This window comes from Caulobacter sp. Root343, from assembly GCF_001425745.1.
Taxonomy (GTDB): domain Bacteria; phylum Pseudomonadota; class Alphaproteobacteria; order Caulobacterales; family Caulobacteraceae; genus Caulobacter.
This window is the reverse complement of sequence record NZ_LMDF01000002.1, coordinates 180,913-198,177: the sequence shown is the minus strand read 5'-3', so window position 1 is coordinate 198,177 and position 17,265 is coordinate 180,913. Positions and strand designations below refer to the sequence as shown.

General features: G+C 68.3%; 20 protein-coding genes and 1 other RNA gene. 10 read left to right on the top strand and 11 right to left on the bottom strand.

The genetic code is table 11. The features are described 5' to 3' along the window. The first annotated feature begins 28 nt into the window (after positions 1 to 28). The gene (locus ASC70_RS25420) at positions 29 to 376 is read left to right on the top strand and encodes a hypothetical protein (RefSeq protein ID WP_235519241.1); all 348 of its coding nucleotides are present in this window, start codon (positions 29 to 31) and stop codon (positions 374 to 376) included. A 312-nt stretch (positions 377 to 688) separates the two neighbouring features. Here ASC70_RS25420 and ASC70_RS03560 read toward each other — a convergent pair whose 3' ends face one another. The 3 genes from ASC70_RS03560 to ASC70_RS03550 all read right to left on the bottom strand — a co-directional run bounded on the left by ASC70_RS03560 (position 689) and on the right by ASC70_RS03550 (position 4,619). Continuing rightward, complete coding sequence (locus ASC70_RS03560; RefSeq protein ID WP_156396111.1) at positions 689 to 2,497, bottom strand: methyl-accepting chemotaxis protein; 1,809 nt, start codon at positions 2,495 to 2,497, stop codon at positions 689 to 691. A 162-nt stretch (positions 2,498 to 2,659) separates the two neighbouring features. Next, a complete protein-coding gene (locus ASC70_RS03555; RefSeq protein ID WP_235519227.1) occupies positions 2,660 to 3,184 on the bottom strand; it encodes a GNAT family N-acetyltransferase in 525 nt (174 codons plus the stop codon). 22 nt (positions 3,185 to 3,206) lie between these two features. Further along, positions 3,207 to 4,619, bottom strand: a complete 1,413-nt coding sequence (locus ASC70_RS03550; protein WP_082539558.1) for a methyl-accepting chemotaxis protein — start codon at positions 4,617 to 4,619, stop codon at positions 3,207 to 3,209. Positions 4,620 to 5,015: 396 nt separating this feature from the next. On the opposite strand from ASC70_RS03550, the gene ASC70_RS03545 reads away from it, so the two are divergent. Further along, positions 5,016 to 5,591 (top strand): tryptophan-rich sensory protein, encoded by a 576-nt coding sequence (locus ASC70_RS03545; protein ID WP_047403643.1) that lies wholly within the window; start codon positions 5,016 to 5,018, stop codon positions 5,589 to 5,591. On the opposite strand, the gene ASC70_RS03540 is transcribed toward ASC70_RS03545, so the two are convergent. From ASC70_RS03540 to ASC70_RS03520, 5 genes are all read right to left on the bottom strand, one after another. Then, the gene (locus tag ASC70_RS03540) at positions 5,585 to 5,905 is read right to left on the bottom strand and encodes a DUF2834 domain-containing protein (protein ID WP_056046528.1); all 321 of its coding nucleotides are present in this window, start codon (positions 5,903 to 5,905) and stop codon (positions 5,585 to 5,587) included. The genes ASC70_RS03545 and ASC70_RS03540 overlap by 7 nt on opposite strands. 55 nt (positions 5,906 to 5,960) lie before the next feature. Then, the gene (locus ASC70_RS03535; RefSeq protein ID WP_056046526.1) at positions 5,961 to 6,428 is read right to left on the bottom strand and encodes a DoxX family protein; all 468 of its coding nucleotides are present in this window, start codon (positions 6,426 to 6,428) and stop codon (positions 5,961 to 5,963) included. Further along, complete coding sequence (locus ASC70_RS03530; protein WP_056046524.1) at positions 6,428 to 7,189, bottom strand: DNA-binding domain-containing protein; 762 nt, start codon at positions 7,187 to 7,189, stop codon at positions 6,428 to 6,430. The genes ASC70_RS03535 and ASC70_RS03530 overlap by 1 nt, the downstream gene beginning before the upstream one ends. Further along, positions 7,182 to 8,009 carry a DUF692 domain-containing protein gene (locus tag ASC70_RS03525; RefSeq protein WP_056046522.1) on the bottom strand — a complete coding sequence of 276 codons (828 nt, stop codon included), beginning with the start codon at positions 8,007 to 8,009 and terminating at the stop codon, positions 7,182 to 7,184. Before ASC70_RS03525 ends, ASC70_RS03530 begins: the two co-directional genes overlap by 8 nt. A 144-nt stretch (positions 8,010 to 8,153) precedes the next feature. Continuing rightward, positions 8,154 to 8,432: a DUF2282 domain-containing protein gene (locus tag ASC70_RS03520; protein ID WP_056046520.1), complete on the bottom strand. Its 279-nt coding sequence runs from the start codon at positions 8,430 to 8,432 to the stop codon at positions 8,154 to 8,156. Between the two features lie 206 nt (positions 8,433 to 8,638). Between ASC70_RS03520 and ASC70_RS03515 the strand changes: the two genes are divergently transcribed. The 3 genes from ASC70_RS03515 (at position 8,639) to ASC70_RS03505 (ending at position 10,627) form a co-directional block, all read left to right on the top strand. Next, entirely contained in the window at positions 8,639 to 9,178 is a 540-nt protein-coding gene (locus ASC70_RS03515; protein WP_047403638.1) for a sigma-70 family RNA polymerase sigma factor, read from the top strand. Next, a complete protein-coding gene (gene nrsF, locus ASC70_RS03510; protein WP_056046518.1) occupies positions 9,165 to 9,806 on the top strand; it encodes an anti-sigma-F factor NrsF in 642 nt (213 codons plus the stop codon). Before ASC70_RS03515 ends, nrsF begins: the two co-directional genes overlap by 14 nt. 155 nt (positions 9,807 to 9,961) lie before the next feature. Beyond that, positions 9,962 to 10,627: an NrsF family protein gene (locus ASC70_RS03505; protein ID WP_056046516.1), complete on the top strand. Its 666-nt coding sequence runs from the start codon at positions 9,962 to 9,964 to the stop codon at positions 10,625 to 10,627. 57 nt (positions 10,628 to 10,684) lie between these two features. Here ASC70_RS03505 and fba read toward each other — a convergent pair whose 3' ends face one another. The 3 genes from fba to gap form a co-directional block, all read right to left on the bottom strand. After that, entirely contained in the window at positions 10,685 to 11,776 is a 1,092-nt protein-coding gene (fba, locus tag ASC70_RS03500) for a class II fructose-bisphosphate aldolase (RefSeq protein ID WP_047403636.1), read from the bottom strand. A 137-nt stretch (positions 11,777 to 11,913) separates the two neighbouring features. Further along, positions 11,914 to 13,104: a phosphoglycerate kinase gene (gene pgk, locus ASC70_RS03495; RefSeq protein WP_056046514.1), complete on the bottom strand. Its 1,191-nt coding sequence runs from the start codon at positions 13,102 to 13,104 to the stop codon at positions 11,914 to 11,916. A gap of 80 nt (positions 13,105 to 13,184) precedes the next feature. Continuing rightward, a complete protein-coding gene (gene gap / locus ASC70_RS03490) occupies positions 13,185 to 14,192 on the bottom strand; it encodes a type I glyceraldehyde-3-phosphate dehydrogenase (protein WP_047403634.1) in 1,008 nt (335 codons plus the stop codon). A gap of 288 nt (positions 14,193 to 14,480) precedes the next feature. On the opposite strand from gap, the gene ASC70_RS03485 reads away from it, so the two are divergent. From ASC70_RS03485 to ASC70_RS03470, 5 genes are all read left to right on the top strand, one after another. Next, entirely contained in the window at positions 14,481 to 14,861 is a 381-nt protein-coding gene (locus ASC70_RS03485) for a hypothetical protein (RefSeq protein WP_056046512.1), read from the top strand. 2 nt (positions 14,862 to 14,863) lie between these two features. After that, positions 14,864 to 15,193, top strand: coding sequence for a cell division protein ZapA (locus ASC70_RS03480; RefSeq protein WP_056046510.1), 330 nt, complete (start codon positions 14,864 to 14,866; stop codon positions 15,191 to 15,193). Between the two features lies 1 nt (position 15,194). After that, complete coding sequence (locus ASC70_RS03475; RefSeq protein ID WP_056046508.1) at positions 15,195 to 16,370, top strand: M23 family metallopeptidase; 1,176 nt, start codon at positions 15,195 to 15,197, stop codon at positions 16,368 to 16,370. 92 nt (positions 16,371 to 16,462) lie between these two features. Beyond that, positions 16,463 to 16,625, top strand: a non-coding RNA gene (gene ssrS / locus ASC70_RS24310) — 6S RNA. Positions 16,626 to 16,647: 22 nt separating this feature from the next. After that, positions 16,648 to 17,256, top strand: a complete 609-nt coding sequence (locus tag ASC70_RS03470; RefSeq protein WP_056046503.1) for a 5-formyltetrahydrofolate cyclo-ligase — start codon at positions 16,648 to 16,650, stop codon at positions 17,254 to 17,256. Positions 17,257 to 17,265 lie beyond the last annotated feature (9 nt).

Below are 17,265 nucleotides of genomic sequence, written 5' to 3'. Positions count from 1 at the left end.
ATCTCGAACCGCGTTGGCGTAGCTCTGCTTGAAGCCGGTGACCACGACCGCGTCGAGCGTCTCGCTCGGATTGGCGGCGGCCGTCTGCGCGGCGGCAAGGCTCGGCAACCCTGCCATGACAGTGGCGGATAAAAGCACGGCCCTGAAGGCGCCGCCCCGGCGATTCTTGAAGCTCACGATAACCCTCCTCATGCGCTGGGCCGTCTTGGTGGTGGCCCTTATTGGCCTGACCTCTTCGCGTTTTCCCCGCCGGTCAGCCGCTTTCTATTTCTCATATAAATACCTTTTTGAAAATGAAATACTTTTTGCTCCTGAAATAGAACGCGTATCTTTTTGTAATTTAATGGGTTTTTTCGCAACTATCGATGGCATGTAAATTCACGGCCGATCGAAAGTTGGAATTCAGTTTCCAGTTACCTGAAGTGGCCAGGCCAAAACTCTGGGGTGAGATGCGCGGCGCGCCGACGCCCTCCGCGAGCGAGAACCGGTCGCGCAAATGGTGGCCTTGCGCGCGGGGGCGGGTCTCGCATTCCTGGTCGGCGCATCATCGGCAAGGCTTCGCCGGCACGCGGTTTCACCGGCGGACAAAACCGGCCAGCCCTACGCGTGGAGCCCTAAGCGTCGAAGCTATGGAACCTGCTCATCCGAAGCTTTGGCTTCGAAACTGGGGATACCGCCCCAGCCGCGTTCAAGCCGCCCGGCGACCCGTGGCGACGCCGAGGTCGAACTGGCCCACCAAGTCCGACAGCCGCCCGGCCTCGCTCTTCAGCGCGTGGGCCGCGGCGGTGGTCTGCTCGACCATGGCCGCGTTCTGCTGGGTCATCTGGTCCATCTGATTGACGGCGACGTTGATCTGGCCAAGACCGGTAGCCTGTTCCTGCGCCGCCGTGGCGATCTCGCCGACCAGGGTCGAGATCTCGCCGACGCGGGTGATGATGCTGCCCAAGGCCACGCCCGTCTGACCGACCAGGCCGACGCCTTCGCTGACCTTGGCCGAAGCCGCGCCGACCAGGCCCTTGATCTCCTTGGCCGCGTCGGCCGAGCGCTGGGCCAGGGCCCGCACTTCTTGAGCCACGACCGCGAAGCCTTTGCCCGCATCGCCCGCGCGGGCGGCCTCGACCCCGGCGTTCAGGGCCAGCAAGTTGGTCTGGAAGGCGATTTCGTCGATCACCCCGATGATCTTGCCGATCTGGGCCGAGGCCGTCTCGATCTCGCCCACGGCGCGGACGGCGTCCTCGACGGCGCGCTCGGTCGACTGGGCCTCGCGGCGGGCCTCGCCGACCATGCCGTTGGCGCGCTGGGCGCCCTCGGCGGCCTGGCGGACCGTGGCGACGATCTCATCGAGGGCGGCGGCGGTTTCTTCCAGGCTGGCAGCCTGTTGCTCGGTGCGGCGCGACAGGTCGTCGGTGGCCTGGGCGATTTCGGTCGCGCCGGCCCCTACCCCGTTCGAGGCGTCCTGGATGTCGTACAGGGTGCGGCTGAGCTTCTCGGCCGTGGCGTTGAAATCGGTCCGCAGCGCCTCGTATTCGGCGGCGAAGGCGGTGGGGAGACGGAAGGCGGCGTCGCCGGACGCCAAGCGGTCCAGCCCTTGGGCCAGCGCCTCCATGGCCACGCGGCGGGCCTGTTCGCCCTGGCGGCGCTCGGCCTCGGACGCGCCCCGCTCGGCCTCGTCGCGGGCCTGGGCGGCTTCTTGTCCCTCGCGCATGGCCCGACGCTCGAGCACGTTCTGGCGGAACACCTCGATGGCCTTGGCCATGTCGCCCAGCTCGTCGGTGCGGCCGGCGAACGGCACGGGCTTCTCGTAGTCCCCCGCCGCCAGGTCGCGCATGTAGCCGGTGATCGACTGGATCGGATTGACCACCGACCGGCGCATCTTCCAGACGCCGCCGGCGATGATCGCGCCCAGCAGCGCGCAGAGGCCAGCCATGATGCTGACCAGCACGATCTGGCGGTGGCGGGCGTCGGCCTCGACAGCCGCGTTGTCGGCGGCGATCATCGGCACGATCTCGTCGATCGCCTTGCGGTGGGCGCGATAGCCGTCGGTCATCTCGGCGAAGGCGGCGTCGGCGCCCGATCCGTCATTGGCGCGCAGCGCCTGGATCAGCCGGTCCGAAGCGGCCCAGGCCTTCTGGGCGCCGGCGTCCGATTCACCCAGCAGCACGGTCTTGACGCGCGGATCGAAGTCGTAGGCGCGCCAATAGGTGGCGCGGGCCTCGTATTCCGACTTCAGGCGGCGCAGTTCCTTGTCGGCGCTGTCGGTCTCGGCCGGCGTGCGCAGGCGGTAAGCGGTCTGGGCGTCGAGATAGGCCTCGATCACGTACAGCGGCGGCGGCAGGATGTCGGCCGTCAGGTCCTTGCCGGCTACGATCTTGGTGTAGAGCGGTCCGCCGATGCGGACGGTGGCGATGGCGTTCCAGGAGGCGGCGATCAGCACGATCAAGCCGATCGCCAGCGCGCCCCCGAACACATTCATCGCACCCGCGAGTCGCAAGCGCATTGGGCGATCCCCCCGATTCCCTTGCGACGAAGAGTCCGCCTTCCGACTGAAGAAAACTTTAAGGTGAAGGCTCGTGGCCGAACGCCTCTTGCGAATGTCAGGCGTTACCAGGGAAGGAAAAACCGCGACTCGCGCTGGATGCTGCGCCAACTTGCCACACCCCTAATCGCGGGAGGGGCGCGCCATGAACAGCCGCTGGCTTTCGTCGAGGCCTCGGGCCAGGTGCTCGGCGCGAACGGCCAGCAGGCCTGGCGTCAGCGTCTCGAGCGCGACGAAGCCCAGCCGCCGGTAGTAGGGCGCATTCCACGGAACGTCGCGGAACGTCGACAAAACCAGCCCGGCCAAGTCCAGGATCCTCGCGCGCTCCGAGACAGCGTCCAGCAAGGCCGCGCCCAGCCGCCGGCCCGCGAAGGCCGGCAGGACGTCGATCTGCTCGACATAGAGGTGGTCGTCCAGCGGACGAAACATCACGAAGGCGGCCAGGGCCTCGTCGACGGTCGCGACCAGCAGGCCGCCGTCGGCCAAGCGTTGGGCGAGCACGGTCGTGGGCGAAGGCTCGTCGGCCGCGATGGCGTCCATCAGTCCGACGAAACGCTGGGCCGAGGCGCGTTCGATCTCTCGAACAGCCTCGATTTCGGCGGACAGGGCGGAGCGGATGGCGACGGTCACGCCGCCATGCTGGCCCACGCCCGGCTTGGGGCCAAGAGTGCTAGGCGGCGCGCGCGCCGGGACGGGAATAGCCGCGCGTGACCGGAGCCTGCGCCGCGCCGGTGTTGAACCGCGCCATCAGGTCCGACAGGTCGTGGGCTTCGGTCCGCAGGTTGGAGGCGGCGGCGGTGGTCTCCTCGACCATGGCCGCGTTCTGCTGGGTGACCTGGTCCATCTGGTTGACGGCGGCGTTGACCTGGTTGAGCCCGGTGGCCTGCTCCTGCGAAGAGCGGGCGATCTCGGAGATCAGGCCGTCGATCTCGCCGACCTTGCCGACGATGCCGGTCAGGGAATTTCCGGTCTCGCCGACCAGCTTCACGCCGCGATCGACCTGGGCGGTCGAGTTGGCGATCAGGGTCTTGATCTCCTTGGCGGCGTCGGCCGAGCGTTGGGCCAGGGCCCGGACTTCCTGGGCGACGACCGCGAAGCCGCGGCCGGCCTCGCCCGCGCGAGCGGCCTCGACGCCGGCGTTCAGGGCTAGCAGGTTGGTCTGGAACGCGATCTCATCGATCACCCCGATGATGTTGCCGATCTGGGACGAGGACTTCTCGATCTCGCCCATGGCGGTGATGGCCTGCTGGACCACCTCGCCCGAGCGGTCGGCGTCGACGCGGGCCTGGGACGCGGCCTGCGAGGCGCGGCGCGCGCCCTCGGCGCTGCGCACCACGGTGGCGGTGATCTCGTCGAGGGCGGCGGCGGTCTCTTCCAGGCTGGCGGCCTGCTGCTCGGTACGGCGCGACAGGTCGTCGGCGGCCGAGGAGATCTCGTCCGTGCCGGCCTGCATGCCGCGGGCGCGCTGCACGATCGACTGGACGGTCTCGCGCAGGCTGTCGATGGCGCCGTTGAAGTCGTCCTTCAGCTGCTGATAGCGCGGGTCCATCGCCGCCTCGATTCGCGCCGTCAGATCGCCACGCGACAGGTGGCCCAGACCGTTGGCCAGCACGGCCACGACGTTATTGTCCTGGTCGGCCTTCTTGCGAGCGGTCTCGGCGGCCGCGCGTTCCAGCTCGACCTGGGTGATATCGGAGGCGAACTTGATGACCTTGATCGGCTTGCCGGTCTTATCGAGGACGGGGTTGTACGAGGCCTGAATCCAGACTTCCTTGCCGCCCTTGCCCAGGCGCTTGAACTTGTCGGCGAAGAACTCGCCGGCGTTCAGGCGACGCCAGAATTCGCGGTAGTCGCCGCTCGCGCCGTAGTCGCTTTCGACGAACAGGCTGTGATGGCGGCCTTGGATCTCGGAGAGACCGTAGCCAAGCGTCTTCAGGAAATTGTCGTTGGCGGTGATGATCGTGCCGTCGAGGTTGAACTCGATGACCGCCTGGCTGCGGTGGATGGCGGCGATGATGGCCTCCATCTCGGCGACGGCGGCGCTGGTCTTGGTGTCATCCTGGCGAGCCCGGAAGAAGGACATCGGTGTTCTTTCCCTCGCGCGAGGGCCCCCGAAATCCACCACCCTGGCGGTACTCGCTCCCCGTGCTTCGGCGAAAGGTTGCAAGCAAATTTCAAAAGGATTCTTAACGGCCGGAAACCTTGACCGTGCGAGAAACACGAAGCTCGCCTGGTAAAAGGCAATGAAAACAGCAAGGGGCAACGCCATCCCTGGGTATTCATTGTCGCCGCGCGGCATTACGCCACACGAGGGCGCGTGCATCTGGGGTGGAGGGGCGGCTTCCGAGCGTGGCGCTCAGGGCGATTTCGCGTGGCGTCGCCGGAAGTCTGCGCCATCATGTGTCACAGGCCCCGCTGAAGCTGGAACCAAGGTTCAGCTGGGCTGTTTGACCTTGCGAGTTCACGAGGGAGTCCCGCCATGCACATCGCCAACGGAAAGTCGCGCGAGCGCGCCCTAGCCGGCCGCGAAGCGTTCGAGCTCGATCGGCGGGAGGGGCATCATCCCGTGGCCCAGATCGCCGTCGGCGCGGCCCTGGCCGGCGGCGCGATCGTGGCGGCCATGATGATGGGCCGCCGGCACGAGCGCGTGCTGGACGACGAGATGTACGCCGTCGAATTCGCCGAGATGCACGAGCCGGTGGCCCATCAACCCAAGCCGCTGACCAGCCTGCTGCTGCCGCCGCTGTTCATCGCCATGACGCTGTCGGGCCTGCGCACCTGGAACGCGCCCTCCAGCCCCGCCCGCACCCGGGCTCTGACGATCTGGAGCCTGGTGCAGGGCTTCAACGCCCTGTGGCTGGGTCTGGGCGCCCGTCGGGTCGGCGGCCAACTGGGCGCGGCGACGGCCTCGTTGGCGGCCTCGGCGGCCTACGCGCTCGAGGCCCGCAAGGTCGGCGGCGGCACGGCCCCGGACCTCGGCTGGCTGGGGCTGGCCAACGCCCTGACGGCCCAGCTGTGGCGTCGGCCGATCCCGCGCATGCCGACGATTCATTGAGCTGATGCGAGGCGTGTTCGCTCGCGCAACGCCAGCAGCAGCGGCAAACCCAGAGAGACACCGACGACCAGGGTCGCGGCGGCGGTCAGCCACAGCACATGGCGGCCTAGCCGGCGCGACTCGACGGCGGCGAAACCCAGCAGCACGACGGCCGAGACGATGACGTCCCAGCCAAAGAAGGCGCCGATCCGGCTCGAGAACAGTTCAGTCACGAACAGGCGCGGTGCGAGCCCGTGCTCCATCACCCACGGCAAGAAGGCGCCATAGGGCAGGATCAAGCCCGGCAGGCACAGGAACCAGTAGAACCGAGCCATCGGCCTCTCCCTCCGCGATGTCTGATTGACCGCGCGCGGGTGGCCGTTGTCGACCTCAGGGCAGTCGCAACAGGTGATCCAGGCTGAACTTGCCGCCGCCGCGGGCGATCAGGAACAGCAGCAGCCCCGCCCACGACAGGTGGGTCGGCCAGGCGTCGGGATAGACGAAGATCTCGATCACCGCCGTCATGCCCAGGAAGGCCAGGGCCGACAGGCGCGTGAACAGGCCCAGCACCAGAAGGATCGAGAACAGGTGCTCCGAATAGGTCGCCGCGTGCGCCGCCACGTCCGGCGGCAGCAGGGGCACGTGATACTCGCTCTCGAACAGCGAATAGGTCCCGTCGGTGATGTGCAGGATGCCGTCGACCTTGGTGCGGCCGGACTGGAAGAAGATCGCCGCCACGCCGAAGCGGGTGACGAGGGTCAGCACATCGTCGGTCAGCACCTTGCGGGCGGTCTCGGCGAACAGCTCGAACGGCGCCCGCAAGGACAGGGTCTTGGGCGACAGGGTGTCGGCGGTCATCAGTCGGTTTCCAGGATGAGGCCGCCGAACACGCCGTCGGCGAGCAGGGCGGCGAACAGAGGGGCAAGCGGTACATCGGGGTCGGCCAGGGCCGCGCGCTCGGCGGCCTCGGCGCTGGTCTGGCCCGCGCGGCAGGCGCGCAGGAATTCGGTTTCGGCGGCGCCGATCACCCGGCTCCGGACCGACCCGTCGCGACGGACCAGCAGCAGGGTCTCGGACGTCTCGGACAGGTCGAGGTCCTCGGCGCCATCGCGCGCGGCGACCCACAGACTGGGCAGGCCCGCCTCGAAGGCGGCGAAGCGGACGCTGGGATGTAGGGCCAAGCGGGCCCTTGCCAGGGCTTCAGGCGCCAGGGCCGACAGCGCCTCGGCGATCAGGGCCGGGGCCTCGGCCGCGAACAAGGCCTCGGTCCATAGCCGGTCCAGATGGGCGATCCCGGCCAGGTAAGGCAGGTCCAAGGCCGGCGGGAACCGGTCCAGCCAAGCGGGGAAGTGCTCGCCATAGTCCAGCAGGGCGGCGTTGGCGGGCGGAGCCTCGCGGGCGAACAGGGCGGCGGCGGCGCGGAACCAGTCCTCGCCGACCATCGACAGCACGGTCGGGAAATTGGCGGCCAGGGCGTCGACGCAGCCCTTGGCGATGGTGTTGCGATAGACGGCGAGGCCCGCCTCGCCCTCCCCCGGCGCGAGCCAGGGCGACAGGGCCGAGGGCGCACCGGCCAGGGCGGCGACGAAGGCGTCCTGAAAGTCCAGCAGCTCAGGCATGCTGGACCTCCAGCGCGGCGAGCTCGGCGGCGGCGCGGTCGCGCTCGGCGATCAGGATGTCGAAGGCCGGGATGTCGTCGTCGCGCTCGATCAGCGTAGGGCGCGGGCCGACGCGCCGGATCAGGCGGCGGTACAGGGCCCAGACCGGTTCGGCGATCGGCGCGCCGTGGGTGTCGATCAAAAGATCCGAGCCACCTTCATCGGCGCCGTGGCCGGCCAGGTGGATCTCACCGATCGCCCCGGCCGGGATGGCGTCCAGATAGGCCTCCGGCGCGTAGCCAAGATTGCTGGCGCTGACGAAGACGTTGTTGACGTCGACCAGCAAGCCGCAGCCGGTCTTGGCGACCAGGGCTTTCAGGAACTCGACTTCATCGAGGTCGTGGCCGGTCAGCGGCAGATACAGCGACGGGTTCTCGACCAGCATCTGGCGGCCCAAGGCGTCCTGCATCCGGCCAATGTTGGCGGCGATGCGGGCCAGGGCGGCCTTCGTGCGGGGGAATGGCAGCAGGTCGGGCTGGTGCGCGCCGCGATGGGTGGACCAGGCCAGGTGTTCGGAGACCACGAACGGCTCGAACCGGTCGACCAGGCGCCTCAGAGCCGCCAGGTGCTCGCGGTCCGGATCGGCGTCGGCGGCCAGGGACAGGCCCACGCCGTGCAAGGATAGCGGGCGGCGTTCGCGCACCTTCTCCAGCGCCGTCAGACGCGGCCCGCCGGCCGACATGTAGTTCTCGGGATGGACCTCGAACCACAGGCCGACCGCGTCGCTGGCGAGCGCGTCGTCATAGTGCTGCGGCTTGAGGCCAAGACCGGCGGTGATCATGGAGGAGTCCTTGCGGTGGCCTACTTGCCCCCTCCGGGCCTGCGGCCCTCCTCCCCCAGAGGGGGAAGAAGGATCGCCGCGTCTTCTTCCCCCTCTGGGGGAGGAGCGCGAAGCGCGGAGGGGGCGAGTGAACGCGGCGGCCGTTTAGGCCTTCGGCGTCAGCGAACCCATGCCGTTCGGGGTCTTGATCGTGGCGCACGTGCCCTTGGCGACCATCTTCCAGGCATTGCCCTGGTAGTCGGCCTTCGAGGTGCCGGCGCACGAGGTGCCCGCGCCCGCCTTGCAGTCGTTCTGGCCGGCCTTGGCCACGCCGTAGCACTTTTCGGTCTCGGCCTTCTTCATGTCGTCGGCGGCGGCCATCGACACGCCGGTCGACAGAGCGAAGATGGCGGCCAGGGCGGCGGCGGAGGCGGTGCGGTTCATGGGGATCTCCTTTGAAGCGTTTCTTTCGCCGAACAGCGATCTCGCCACCCGGTCGATGGGGGATACGAAGGGGCCGAGGCGAAGGTTACACCCGCCTCGAACAAAATTGGCCGGCGAACAAAATTTCGGCCACGCCGCGCCAGGCGGTTCCGGCGCGGCGCGACAGCGTGTAACCATCCGACCCTCGCACGCGAATAGGGGCTGGCGTGACGGATACCGAAACCCGTTTGAAGGCGCTGATGCTGCGCGGGATGGATGGCGACGCCGCCGCCTATCGCGAGTGTCTGGCCGTCCTCGGTGTCCGGCTTCGCGCCTATTTCGCGCGACGGATGTCCGGCGCGCCCGGCGATGTGGAGGATCTTGTGCAGGAGACGCTGCTGGCTGTGCATCTCAAGCGGTCGACCTGGGACAGCGCCCAGTCGTTCACCGCCTGGGCCCACGCGGTGGCGCGCTACAAGCTGATCGACCATTGGCGGCGGCGGAAGATCCGCCAGACCCTGCCGATCGAGGACCATATCGAGTTCCTGGCCGCCGACGAGCCCGATCCGGGCGTCGGCATCGAGCTGGACCGCGCCCTGGCCAGCCTGCCCGAAAAGCAGCGGATCCTGGTGTCCGACGTCAAGCTGACGGGCCTTTCCCTGGCCGAGGCGGGCGCCCGCGCGGGCATTTCCGAAGGCGCGGCCAAGGTCGCCCTGCACCGAGCGCTGAAGGCCCTGGCCGAAAGGATGCGCCGTGCGGACGGATGATCTGATCGACGCCCTGGCCTCGGACGCCGTCGAGGTCCGGCCTCCGCCGCCACGCCGCCTCGCCTTGGTCGCGGGCCTGGGCGCCCTGGCCGCGCTGGTCCTGGTGCTGACCTGGCTGCACACCCGTCCCGACCTGATGCCGGCGATGCGCGGCGGCATGTTCTGGATGAAGGCCGCCTATACGGGCGCGTTGGGCGTCGCCGGCTATCTGGCGATCGAGCGCCTGGCGCGGCCGGGCGGTTCGGGCCGGCGCGGCTGGATCCTGGGCGGCGTGGTGCTGGGGCTCTTCGCGCTGGTAGGCGTGATCCAGGCGATGATGAGCCCCGACATCCAGATGGCGCTGCGGATGCTGCGAGGCCATTCCTGGACCCGGTGCAGCCCCAACATCCTGGCCCTGTCGCTGCCCATGCTGGCCCTGGGCCTATGGGTCGTGCGCGGCATGGCCCCGACCCGTCCGACCCTGGCCGGCTTCGCCACGGGACTGTTCTCCGGCGGCGTGGCGGCCACGGTCTACGGCCTGCACTGCCCTGAGCACACCTTCACCTTCGTGGCCCTGTGGTACAGCCTGGGCGTCCTGCTGGCGGCGGCCCTGGGCGCGCTGATCGGGCGTTGGGCGCTGCGCTGGTAAGCCCCTCTTCCGCGACAGCCTCGCCGTCGATCAAACTTTGTTCCGTCGCCTTCCGGTCGGTTGACAAACCATCGTTCCGCCACTGAAGTGCCGACGCTTTTCGCGAATGAGACGCGATAAGCGTTGCTGCAATCGCTCTCTGTGGGGAGAGGCGCGTGACGATCGACGAAACCCTCGTTCCCGCGAGTGGCGTGGGGGGCGGCGCGCCCATCTGGTCAGCCGCGACCCTGCCCTGGCGATTGGCCGAGATCGCCGCCGCCGGCGCCCTGGCGGGCGTCCTGATGATCCTGTTGTGGCTGGACCTGCGGCCAGACCTGCCGGTCGCGGCGGCGCACGCCTTCTTCTGGATCAAGGCCGCCTATCCGGCCGGCGTCGCCGGCTGCGCCATGGTCGCCGCCACCTGGCTGGCGCGCGCCAAGCCGGGCGGCGTCATGGCCCTGGCGTTCGCCGGGGCGGCCGCCTGCGCCATGCTGATCGCCGCCGCCGTCCAGGCCTCAAGCATGACCCCAACCGCGCTGGCGGCGCTCTACTGGCCGAACGGCGCGCTCTGCCTGGGCGACATCCTGGTCATCGCCGCGCCGATGCTGGCGCTGGCCGTGGCCGGCCTGCGCCGCGTCGATCTCGAGCGCCCAGCCGCCACCGGCTTCGCCTGCGGCCTCTTCTGCGGCGGTGTCGCCGGGACCATCGACGGTCTGCACTGCTGGGAAGGGAGCTACGCCTTCGTCGGCGTCTGGTTCACCCTGGCCATGCTGGTCAGCGGCGGACTGGGGGCGGCGGCGATCACGCTGCTGGCCCGCCGTCGCTTGGTGGCCGCCGAATAGAAAAGGCCTCCCGGATCGCTCCGGAAGGCCCCTTCGTTTTTCGATCGATCAGCGGCTCTACTCGGCGGCGGCCTTGGCCGCGCCGGCGCCGAACTTCGCGTCCAGCTCGCCCTTGACGTAGCGCTTGGCCATGACGGCGGTCGACAGCGGCTTGATCTTGTCGGCCCAGCCGGCCGAGCCGAACTCGGTGAAGCGCGCCTGGCAGACCTTGCGCATGGCTTCCTTGGCCGGCTTGAGATAGGCGCGCGGGTCGAACTCGTGCGGCTTCTCGACCAGGATCTTGCGGATCGCGCCGGTGATGGCCATCCGGTTGTCGGTGTCGACATTGACCTTGCGCACGCCGTGCTTGATGCCGCGCTGGATCTCTTCCACCGGCACGCCCCAGGTCTGGGGCATCTCGCCGCCGTACTGGTTGATGATGTCCTGCAGGTCCTGCGGAACGCTGGACGAGCCGTGCATCACCAGGTGGGTGTTGGGCAGGCGGCGGTGGATTTCCTCGATCACGTTCATGGCCAGGACGTCTCCGTCCGGCTTGCGCGTGAACTTGTAGGCGCCGTGGCTGGTGCCCATGGCGATGGCCAGGGCGTCGACGCCGGTGGCCTGGACGAAGTCGACCGCCTGGTCGGGATCGGTCAGTAGCTCGTCGTGGCTAAGCTTGCCTTCGAAGCCGTGGCCGTCCTCGGCCTCGCCCATGCCGGTCTCCAGCGAGCCCAGCACGCCCAGCTCGCCCTCGACCGAGACGCCGCAGCTGTGGGCCATCTGGACCACCTTGCGGGTGACCTCGACATTGTACTCGTAGGTGGCGGGGGTCTTGGCGTCCTCCATCAGCGAGCCGTCCATCATCACCGAGGTGAAGCCGTACTGGATCGCCGTGGCGCAGGTCGCCGGGCCGTTGCCGTGGTCCTGGTGCATGCACACCGGGATGTGGGGATAGATGTCGACCAGGGCGTCGATCATCTTGGCCAACATGATGTCGTTGGCGTAGTTCCGCGCGCCGCGCGACGCCTGGATGATGACCGGCGAGTTGACGGCGTCGGCCGCCTCCATGATCGCCAGGCCCTGTTCCATGTTGTTGATGTTGAAGGCCGGAAGTCCGTACTCATGCTCGGCGGCATGGTCCAGCAACTGTCGCAACGTAATGCGAGCCACGTATTTCTCTCCTGCAAGCGTGAAGTGAGGTTCGGTCGTTTCTTGTTTTTGGGGCCGTGACGCTTGTGCGTTCTCTGCCCGGGTCAGTTCCATCGAGGTTGAACGCGGATCTGCACGATCCGCGCCAACGAAGTCGTTCAGTTATTCAAGGCGGCGACGCCTGGAAGCGTCTTGCCCTCCATCCATTCGAGGAACGCGCCGCCGGCGGTCGAGACGAAGGTGAAATCGGCCGACACGCCCGCGTGGTTCAACGCGGAGACAGTATCACCGCCACCCGCGACTGCCACGATCTTACCCGATTTCGCCAGGGAAGCGGCATGTTTCGCCGCCGAAACGGTCGCTTCGTCGAACGGAGGGACTTCGAAAACGCCAAGCGGGCCGTTCCAGATCAGGGTCAAGCTCTGGTCCATGGCCGCCAGCAGGCGCTTGGCGCTCTCGGGGCCGGCGTCCAGGATCAGGTCGTCGGCTTGGACTTCGTTCAGCGCGCGGACAGCGGTTTCCACGCCAGGCGCGACCTTCTTGGCCACCACCACGTCGACCGGCAGCAGCAGCTCGCAGCCGGCGGCCTTGGCCTTTTCGATGATCTCGCGGGCGGTGTCGGCCAGGTCCTTTTCGCAGAGCGAACCGCCGACGTCGTGGCCCTGGGCGAACAGGAAGGTGTTGGCCATGCCGCCGCCGATCGCCAGGCGATCCAGCTTGGCGACCAGGTTGTTGAGCAGGTCCAGCTTGGTCGAGACCTTGGAGCCGCCGACGATGCCGATCACCGGCTTCTTCGGATTGCCAAGCGCGGCGTCCAGCGCTTCCAGCTCGCGCTGCATCGACAGGCCCGGATAGGCCGGCAGCAGCTTGGCCAAGCCTTCGGTCGAGGCGTGGGCGCGGTGGGCGGCGCTGAAGGCGTCGTTGACATAGAGGTCGCCGTTGGCCGCCAGAGCGGCCGCGAACGCGGCGTCGTTCTTTTCTTCGCCGGCGTGGAAGCGGACGTTTTCCAGCAGGGCGACGCCGCCGTTCTCGAGGCTGTTGATCACTTCGGCGGCGGCCGGGCCGACGCAGTCGCTGGCGAAGGCGACCGGTTGCTCCAGGAGCTTGCTCAGCGGCTCGGCCACGAAGGCCAGGCTCATTTCCGGAACGACCTGGCCCTTCGGACGGTCGAAGTGGGCCAGCAGCACCACCTTGGCGCCCTGCTTGGACAGATAGGCGATGGTCGGCAGGGCCGCGCGCAGACGGGTGTCGTCGGTGATCTTCCCCCCGTCGACCGGCACGTTGAAGTCCACCCGGACCAGGGCGCGCTTGCCGGCGAGGTCGGCGGTGTCGAGGGTGCGGAAGGTCATCGGTCGTCCTGCGGTCACGGGAATATCGGGCAAGGAAAACCCCCGCTCCTGAGAAGGAGCGGGGGTTGGGTCTGCTTGTCTTAGAGGAACTTCGCCATTTCCAGAGCGGTGTCGCTCATGCGGGTCGCGAAGCCCCATTCGTTATCGTACCAGCTGAGCACGCGGACCAGCTTGCCCTCGATGACCTGGGTCTGCGGCAGGGCGGCCGTCGAGCTGGCGGCGATGTGGTTCAGATCCGACGAGACCAGCGGGTCGGTCGTCGTGAACAGCACGCCCTTCATGGCGCCGTCGGCGGCGGCCTTCAGGGCGGTGTTGACCTCGTCGACCGTGGTGTCGCGCGAGGGCACGACCTTCAGGTCGATGACCGAGACGTTCGGGGTCGGGACACGGATCGACGAGCCGTCCAGCTTGCCCTTCAGGGCCGGCAGCACCAGGCCCAGAGCCTTGGCGGCGCCGGTCGAGGTCGGGATCATGCTCAGGGCCGCGGCGCGGGCGCGGTAGAGGTCCTTGTGCATGGTGTCCAGCGTCGGCTGGTCGCCCGTGTAGCTGTGGATCGTGGTCATGTAGCCACGCTCGATGCCGACCAGGTCGTGCAGGACCTTGGCGACCGGGGCCAGGGCGTTGGTGGTGCACGAGCCGTTCGAGACGACGATGTCGTCGGCGGTCAGGGTCTCGTGGTTGACCTTGTAGACGATGGTCTTGTCGGCCCCGTCCGCGGGAGCGGACACCAATACGCGCTTGGCGCCGGCTTCCAGGTGCAGGGCGGCCTTGTCGCGGGCGGTGAAGATGCCGGTGCACTCGAACGCGATGTCGACGTTCAGCGCCTTGTGCGGCAGGTCCTTCGGATCACGGATCGCCGTGACCTTGATCTTGCCCATGCCGACGTCGATCCAGTCCTCGCCCGAGGTGACGACGCCCGGGAACCGGCCGTGGACGCTGTCGTAGCGCAGCAGGTGGGCGTTGGTCTCGACCGGGCCCAGGTCGTTGATGGAGACGACCTCGATGTCGCGACGGCCATGCTCGGCGATGGAGCGCAGGACCAGACGTCCGATGCGGCCGAAGCCGTTAATGGCGACGCGAATAGCCATGGGTCGTTCTCCTGTTATGGCCGCCGGCCGGTGTCGACCGACGTTCCCTATTTGGGTGCGCGTTTTGCGGGGGAAAGGCGCGAAGTCAAGCCCGAGAAACTGACACCGCCAGACCGATAGCTGAAAGCGGCCCGATTTCGGCGCCGCAAATATGGGGAAGAGGCTATCCGCGACGCGGACAGCCGAGGGCAAATGCTGCTATGGGCACTGTATCGCCCCAATCTCGCCCCGCCGTATGGCTTAGACGGGCTCGATCTATATGTTGCGTTGCATGATGGAAATTCGCCGATGATCCCGGCCGACGGTACGGCCCTCGACCTCGCCGTGCGCCGCCTGGAACGGGCGGTGAGCCAGCTCGAACAGCGTCTGGCGGCCAAGGCCGCCGAGGCCGCCCGCGCGCCTGTCACCTCCGTTGGCTTAGTCGCGGGCGCCGCGCCGGGGTTGTTCGACGACGACGAACGCGCGCGCCTGCTGGTCGAACTGGAAGCGGCCCGCGAACGCGAGAAGGCGTTGGAGGAGGCCGGCGAGCAGGCTTCGGTGGCGCTGGGCCGCGCCATCGCCGAGATCCGCGCCGCCTTGGGCGATGAGGCGGTGGCCAACGACGACCACGATCAGGACGACGCGCCGTTGGACGACGACGAGCTGTTCGAAGATCCCGAGGAGGCGTGACCATGTCCCAGGTGACCATCCACGTGAACGGCCGTCCCTACATGGTCGGCTGCGAGGACGGCCAGGAGCCGCACCTGACCGAGCTGGCCCGGCTGTTCGACCGCCAGGTCCGCCAGGTCAGCCAGGACGTCGGCCAGCTGGGCGAGACGCGGTTGTTCCTGATGGGCGCCCTGCTGCTGGCCGACGAGCTGTCGGACATGAAGCTGCGCCTGGCCCACGCCAACGCCGAGATCCTCCGCATGCAGCAGGACGGCACCAAGGCAGAGATCGCCGCCATCCGCGCGCTGGACGCCGCGGCCGAGAAGATCGAGAAGCTGGCGGTCGACAGCTGACATGCGGGCGGTCGTCGGCCTCGGACTGGTCGCCGTCTTCACCCTGAGCGCGCCGGGAAACGCCCAGACGCCTACACCTGTCCCGCTTCAAGCCATCCCCGTCGACCTTCGCGCCACGATCGCGCCGACACCGGTCGTGGCCGAAGGACAGCGCCATCTCGTCTATGAGCTTCGCGTGGACAATCTCGGCGCGCAGGTCCTGGACCTGCGGGCGGTGGAGGCGCTCGACGCGGCCAGCGGCGCGGTCCTTGCCCGATACGACGACAAGGCGCTGGACGCGATCATCGCCCGGCCGGGCGCGGGCAAGCTGGCTGATCGGCGCGCCATCGCTGGCGGGATGGGCGCGGTCCTGTTCCTCGACGTTGTGGCGCCGGTCGCCACCGTCGCGCCGCGAGCCCTCGCCCATCGACTGACCTTCGCGCCGCTGATCCCGGCCAACGCCCCCGGGCCGCAGTCGACCGTGACTGGCGGTCGGGTCGAGGTGGCGCGCGCTCGGCCGGTGGTCCTGGGACCGCCCGTGCGCGGCGACCATTGGCTGGCCTCGCATGCCCTGTCGAACGACTCCTCTCACCGCCGGAGCCTGATCGCCGTGGACGGCGCGGCCCGGATTTCCCAGCGCTTCGCCGTCGACTGGACGCGGATCGGTCCCGACGGCCAGGTCTTCCGAGGCGATCCGGCCGACAATGCTCATTGGACGCCCTGGAACGCCGACGTGCTGGCCGTGGCCGATGGGGTGGTGGTCGAGGCGGTCGACGGAATCCCGGAGAACAATCCCGTCGCCGACGACAAGGCCGTGCCGATCACGGTCGACAACGCCACGGGCGACCATGTCGTGCTCGACATCGGCGACGGCCGTTTCGTCACCTATGCCCACCTGCGGCCAGGATCGCTCAAGGTGCGGACCGGCCAGCGGGTTCGTCGCGGCCAGGTGATCGCCAACCTGGGCAATTCCGGAAAGTCGGACGCGCCCCACCTGCACCTGCAGGTGACGGACGGTCCCAAACCGCTGGCGTCGGAGGGCCTGCCGTTCGTCTTCGATCGGTTCACCCTGGAGGGCCACCTCGCGTCGCTGTCGATGCTGGTCGACGGAACCGGCTGGCGCCCGACCGAGCCCGCCCAGGATCGACGCGGCGAAACGCCGGTGCGCAATGCCGTGGTCGCCTTTCCGGATCGGTGAGCCGCTTTGGCGCCGTCGGCGAAGGAACGGCGCGCCGCGACACACCGCCCCTGGCTTTCCGCCCCCCGAAGCCCTATCTTGTTCAACGGCGGGTCTTGCTGTGGCTCTCGTCGAAGATTTCTATTCCCAGGGACCTTAATCTCTCTATCGGGACCTGTTCCCTCCCGTGGCCGTGGCTGCGGGAACACGGGGCCCACCTGTTACTAACAGGTTCGAGTGGATTGAAACGTCTTCACGGTTCTTCGCGGCGCCGCCACCTTTCTTCTATAATCAGCGCATGACGATCAACGACCCCGTCGCGGCCAAGACCGCGCTGCGCGTCTTCCTGCGCAACCAGCGCAAGCAGCTGGCCCTGGAGCATCCCGAGGCCGACTGGATGATCGCCGAGGTGGCGCGCGAGCCGCTGGCCGAGCTCTTTCCCGATCCGTCCGGCAAGGTGGCCGCGCTGTATCACGGCCTGGGCTCGGAGGTGTCGCCGCGCATCCTGGCCGACCAGCTGCGCGAGGCCGGCTGGACCCTGGCCCTGCCGGCGGTCGAGGACGCCGAGACCGGCCGGATGGTGTTCCGCGCCTGGGATCCGGCCCAGTCTCTCGTCCACGACGCCATCGGCCTGCGGTCGCCGCCGCCAGAGCAGCCAGCGCTGGAGCCGGACCTGGTGATCGCCCCCGTACTGGCCTTCCAGAGGGACGGCGTGCGCCTGGGACAGGGCGGCGGCTACTACGATCGGGCGCTGGAAGCCCTGCGAGCCAAGAAGCCGGTGTTCGTGATCGGCCTCGCCTACAGCGGTCAGCAGACGGAGAATTTGCCGCACGAACCGCATGATCAAAGGCTGGACGCCATCCTCACCGAAAAAGAGTATAGGACCGTCAAGGACATGAGCCGCTGACGGCTCGTT